General features: G+C 70.8%; 6 protein-coding genes. 4 read left to right on the top strand and 2 right to left on the bottom strand.

What is annotated here, in order from left to right; translation table 11 throughout:
• A partial coding sequence (locus tag ACFU99_RS33000; RefSeq protein ID WP_384399043.1) for a sigma-70 family RNA polymerase sigma factor occupies positions 1 to 478 on the top strand: 478 nt, incomplete at its 5' end.
• Positions 475 to 1,023, top strand: a complete 549-nt coding sequence (locus tag ACFU99_RS32995; protein WP_384399041.1) for a hypothetical protein — start codon at positions 475 to 477, stop codon at positions 1,021 to 1,023. The genes ACFU99_RS33000 and ACFU99_RS32995, both read left to right, overlap by 4 nt.
• Before the next feature lie 138 nt (positions 1,024 to 1,161).
• Here ACFU99_RS32995 and ACFU99_RS32990 read toward each other — a convergent pair whose 3' ends face one another.
• Positions 1,162 to 1,872, bottom strand: a complete 711-nt coding sequence (locus ACFU99_RS32990; RefSeq protein WP_384399039.1) for a DUF4157 domain-containing protein — start codon at positions 1,870 to 1,872, stop codon at positions 1,162 to 1,164.
• Between the two features lie 379 nt (positions 1,873 to 2,251).
• Here ACFU99_RS32990 and ACFU99_RS32985 point away from each other — a divergent pair, with 379 nt between their 5' ends.
• On the top strand, positions 2,252 to 3,151 hold the full coding sequence (locus ACFU99_RS32985) for a hypothetical protein (protein WP_384399037.1): 900 nt from the start codon (positions 2,252 to 2,254) through the stop codon (positions 3,149 to 3,151).
• 132 nt (positions 3,152 to 3,283) lie between these two features.
• Here the strand turns inward: ACFU99_RS32985 and ACFU99_RS32980 are convergent, their stop codons facing one another.
• Positions 3,284 to 3,553 carry a hypothetical protein gene (locus ACFU99_RS32980; RefSeq protein WP_363131557.1) on the bottom strand — a complete coding sequence of 90 codons (270 nt, stop codon included), beginning with the start codon at positions 3,551 to 3,553 and terminating at the stop codon, positions 3,284 to 3,286.
• Positions 3,554 to 3,903: 350 nt separating this feature from the next.
• On the opposite strand from ACFU99_RS32980, the gene ACFU99_RS32975 reads away from it, so the two are divergent.
• Positions 3,904 to 4,902 carry an aldo/keto reductase gene (locus tag ACFU99_RS32975; protein WP_384399035.1) on the top strand — a complete coding sequence of 333 codons (999 nt, stop codon included), beginning with the start codon at positions 3,904 to 3,906 and terminating at the stop codon, positions 4,900 to 4,902.
• Positions 4,903 to 4,923 lie beyond the last annotated feature (21 nt).

Below are 4,923 nucleotides of genomic sequence, written 5' to 3'. Positions count from 1 at the left end.
GGCCGACCTCTACCACGCGCGGCGGCTGGAGATGGTGCGGCTGGCGGTGTTCCTGGTGGACGACCGGCATACGGCGGAGGATGTGGTGCAGGACGCGTTCACGGCGGTGTGCCGTCGGCACGGGTCGTCGCTGGACGATCTTCAGGACGCGTCGGCGTATCTGCACACGGCGGTGGTCAACGCCGCCCGCTCCGTACTGCGCCGACGGCGGACGGCGCGCGCGTACACGCCGCCGCACGAGGGGTACGGGCCGCCGGTGGACGAGCGGCTGCTGCTCGCCGAGGAGCACCGCGAGGTGCTGGACGCACTGGCTGAACTGACGGAGCGTCAGCGTGAGGTGCTGGTGCTGCGCTACTGGTCGGAACTGTCCGAGGCGCAGATCGCGGAGACCCTCGGGCTCTCCCGCGGCACCGTGAAGTCCACCGCGAGCCGCGCGCTGGACGCTTTGGAGAAGAGACTGCTGGAGGCGGACCGTTGAGCCCACGCCACCCCGGCGCGGCGGCCGACCGTCACGCCGAGACCGAGGAACGGCTGCGCGCCGCCCTCGAAGCCCGCGCCGCGCAGATCACCCCGCACGACCTGGCGCCCGCGCCGCCGCCCGCGGGCCGCGCCTGGGGTACGCGCCGGGTGCGGCGGACCGCACTCGCCGCCGTCGGCGCGGTCGCGGCGTCCGTCTCCCTGTACCTGCTGCTGCCCGGCAGCCCGCTGCGTCCCCACCAGACGCCGCCCGCGTACGGACCGGCCGCCTCCCCCACTCCCCCGCCACCGCCGAGCGAAGCCCCCCGGCCGAGCACCGGCCGCCGGGCCCCCACGACCCCCGCGCCCAGCAACTCCCCCAGCTCAGACCCGGGATCTGATCCGAGAGCCGACCCGAGGTCCGACCCGAGGTCCGATTCGGACTCCGGCCCGACCTCGGATCCGAGCGGCTCCGCCCGCTACCGCCGCGACCTCGACAGCCGCCGCCATTCGGCCCCCGGGCCGGGCACGGATACGGGTACGGGTGCGGACCAACGGGGCGGGTAGTTCCCTCCGCTCGGCTAACGGGCGGGTTCGCTGTCTGCTGCCGGGGGGGGTACGCACCCGCACCCGAAGAACCGACCCTCACCCCATCGCGGCAGCAGCCAACGGCGCCCCCGCCGACCTACTCCTCTCAGCAGCTACTCAGGAACTGAGCATCCGCGCCACAGCCCTGTTCCCCGCCGCCCCCTGCAATGAGCGCATCCGCGTCACCGCGCCCTCGTCCACCGAGCGCTGCACCGACGGCGCCGTTTCCGCGCCCGCGGCGAATGCGGCGCCGTCCGCCTCCGCCGTCCGCTCGGAACTCTGCTGGGGGTCGGTCACGTTCACGCCGGAGCCGTTGTCGTTCCCCGTTTCCCGGACTCCGCGCAAGTTCTTGTCGACGTGCCCGAGTTCATGGCCCATGACTTCCTTGTTACCGGCGGCCCCGGGCCCCAGGAATACATGGGACCCCACCGTCATGGCCTGTGCGCCCATGGCCTCGGTCGCGCGCTGCGCGACGTCGTTGTCGTGGATACGGGCAGCGGAGAAGTCGTTCTGGTAGAACGAATCCGCCTCCGAACGCAGCGACCCTCCCAAAGGCCGGCTCGGGGAGGACATCGCCGATTTCAGCAGATCGCCCGGCGCGGTGGCCTCGCCGCTCTCCGGCCCGCCGTGGCCGCAGCCGGCACCGTGCACGTGCTGTTCCTGATCGGACGCGCGGGCTACGGCCATGGCGGGCCCAGAAGCAGCCAGCCGCTGGATCGACGTGACCTCGGCCGCGGTCAGCGGAGGGAGAGCGGACGCGCTCTGGTCGCGGGGGCGCCGTGCCGCGCTCCGAGTACCCGCGTCGGTCTGTTCCGACTGCGACCGCATATGGTTCGCCTCCATGTGGATGGGTGAGGTTATACCTCGTCCTATCCATTCACTCACAGCACAGCGACGCCAGGGCCTGCCGGGCAGCGCCTCGGGCAAAGAGCGGTGCCCCATAGACCCCTTACGAGACGCCTCACGCGAAGTACCGCGCGAAGTACCGCGCGTACCCGCGCCGAACACCTCGGCAGGCGGTGCGGCTGGCCGAACTCCCCTCTCAAAGCCCCCCTTAGAGTGCTAGAGGAACACCCGTTGACATGACGTACATGACATGCGAAGGAGTAGCGGATTGCGTGCGAGAGACAAGTCGGAGACACCCGCACCCAGTCGGACGTCGGCGCGTTCGCGAACCGGGGAGGCCGGACCGTTAACGAACACGGCCATGGCCGCCGCGCAGCGCGCCATGAACCGGCAGGAGAGCGGCCGGACGTCCGCCGCGACGATGGCGGCGACCCGCGGAGTACAGGGGACCGCGGGGAACGCCGCGATGGTCCAGATGCTGCGCGACAGCGGGGAGCGGCGAGACGGGGGCCGGCGCAACGGGGCCGTTCCGCCGGTCCAGCGGATGGAGCAGGGCGGGCGCACCCAGGTACTCGGACAGGGCGGCCCCTTGGACGGCCTGGACCAGGCGGGCAATTACTACAGATTTGATTTTCAGCATGTGCGGGCGAAGGCGTTGCGGGACGTCGCGGACGTCTTGGTCGGAATCTCCTTCCCGACCCGGCCTGGCGACACCGACCAGGTCACCTCATGGGCGAAGAAACCCCAGCGGACCTCGGACCTGGAGGTCTACAGCGTAAACATGCAAGGCACGCCCCAAGCTCCGGTCTTCAATCCGGGACCGCCCTCGCAGGCGCCGTGGAGCAACCGCCCACTGTATATCCATGCTCACGCGTCCAATGAGTTCTTCAGCATTCCGGTGGAAGTGGCCCCGAACGCCGTCAAGGCGGTCAAGGTCGACGGGAGGACGTTCAGCCGCATTCTGCGCAACCATCCCGGGTACCGGGAGGCGGTCCGTAACACCCCGGGTCAGGACGGGCTGCTCATGTCCTGTACGTCCGGCCACCCGATGGCCACCGCGGCCGCGGATATGGCGCACGACATGCACAGCGCCGGCTCGAACCGGACGTGGTACGCGCCGACCGGAATGGGCATCCGGATGGACCCCGTACCAGGCAGGCCGGACGCGTCCGGCTACGGCTCGACGCAGTCCTGGGACGCGCAGGGCAACGAAATCCCCGGCGGCTTCGTCTCCTACCCTCCGCCGAGGCGGGAGAACTGACGGCAACCGGCAAGGCTCCCGTACCGCGCGTAGGACACACCGCACCGGCACGGGAGCCCCGTCGGTCACCCACCCATGAAGGACGGGCTCATGAAGGACGGGCTCTTGAAGGCGGGCTCATGAGGGACGAGCTCAGCGCATCCACTCCGAGTAGAAGTTGGGCAGGCCCGGCTGCGGGTCGCTGACGCAAGTGGCCTCGTGGTACTGGGGGCTCAGCGGCAGGTCCTGCTGCATCTGGTCGTAGCAGGCCTGCCAGGAGTCGTACGACTCGCCGCCGACCGGCTGCCAGCCGTCACCGGCCGGGGGGCCGGCCGCGAAGGCGGACGAGGCGGTCAGCGGAACGGTGATCACCGCGGCGCCGACGGCGAGACCGAGAGCGACACGAGTACGCCATGACTTCATGAATTCCTCCATTGGTGGTCATCGGTTGTCTTGGCGGCTTCCCGCGCGCGGTTCTCCCGGAGTTTGGGACCGGAGAAGGAGCCGCGACCGAAAGCCGCCTGTTCCGTGCGTCGTTCACGGAGTTGGATGCGCGCGCCGCGCCGGAAGTTCACCGAGCGGCGGGTGTTTCGGAAGCTCGCGCTCCGGAGTGCGCGGAAGTGCGCAACGGAGAGGCCCGCGGTGCACGGCCGGGCAGTCAGGAGTGCCCGCCCGCGCCTTGACCGCGCGGCGGCGGAACGGCCGGGACACCACACCCGCCATAGCGCCGCTGTCTTGATTCGAGTGCGCTTGAAGGCGTTGGCTATGGCCCCATGGAGTACACGCAGCTCGGACGCACCGGACTCAAAGTCAGCCGCCTCGTCCTCGGGACGATGAACTTCGGCCCCCAGACGAACGAGGCCGAGAGCCACACCATCATGGACGCCGCTCTCGGCGCGGGCGTCAACTTCTTCGACACGGCCAACGCCTATGGCTGGGGCGCCAACAAGGGCCGTACGGAGGAGATCGTCGGCAGCTGGTTCGCGAAGGGCGGCGACCGGCGGGACAAGACCGTCCTCGCCACCAAGGTCTACGCGAACATGTCACTCGACGACGGCCCCGCCTATCCCAACCACGACAAGCTGTCCGCCGTCAACATCCGCCGCTCGGTCGAGGCCAGCCTCAAGCGGCTCGGAACGGACTACATCGACCTCTACCAGTTCCACCACGTCGACCGGGACACCCCCTGGGACGAGATCTGGCAGGCCGTCGACGTCCTCGTACAGCAGGGCAAGATCCTCTACGCGGGCTCCAGCAACCACGCGGGCTGGCACATCGCGCAGGCCAACGAGGCGGCCCGCCGCCGGAGCTCGTACGGGCTGGTCAGCGAGCAGTGCCTGTACAACCTCGCCGAGCGCCGCGCCGAGATGGAGGTCATCCCGGCCTCGCAGGCGTACGGGCTCGGCGTCATCCCCTGGTCCCCGCTGCACGGCGGGCTGCTCGGCGGCGCGCTCCGCAAGGAGCGCGACGGCGGCACCGGCCGCTCGTCCGGCGGGCGGGCGCACGACGCCCTCCAGGACAAGGCCGTGCGCGAGCAGATCCAGGCGTACGAGGACCTGCTGGCCAAGCACGGTCTGGAGCCCGGCGAGGTGGCGCTGGCCTGGCTGCTGACCCGGCCCGGCGTGACCGGCCCGATCGTCGGCCCGCGCACCACCGGCCAGCTCGCGTCCGCGCTGCGCGCCGTCGAGCTGGAGCTGTCGCCGGAGCTGCTGTCCGCGCTGGACGAGATCTTCCCGGGCCCCGGCCCGTCCCCGGAGGCGTTCGCCTGGTGACCGGCGGGCGGGCCCGTACCC

This window comes from Streptomyces sp. NPDC057654 (assembly GCF_042800135.1).
Taxonomy (GTDB): domain Bacteria; phylum Actinomycetota; class Actinomycetes; order Streptomycetales; family Streptomycetaceae; genus Streptomyces.
Note: the sequence above shows the minus strand (reverse complement) of the source record. Positions and strands in the feature narration are given on the sequence as shown.

What these genes read in the sequence shown, in the direction of transcription:
- ACFU99_RS32975 (WP_384399035.1), top strand. Translation starts at nt 3,904, where the DNA reads ATGGAGTACACGCAGCTCGGACGCACCGGACTCAAAGTCAGCCGCCTC.
- ACFU99_RS32990 (WP_384399039.1), bottom strand. Translation starts at nt 1,872, where the DNA reads ATGCGGTCGCAGTCGGAACAGACCGACGCGGGTACTCGGAGCGCGGCA.
- ACFU99_RS32980 (WP_363131557.1), bottom strand. Translation starts at nt 3,553, where the DNA reads ATGAAGTCATGGCGTACTCGTGTCGCTCTCGGTCTCGCCGTCGGCGCC.
- ACFU99_RS32985 (WP_384399037.1), top strand. Translation starts at nt 2,252, where the DNA reads ATGGCCGCCGCGCAGCGCGCCATGAACCGGCAGGAGAGCGGCCGGACG.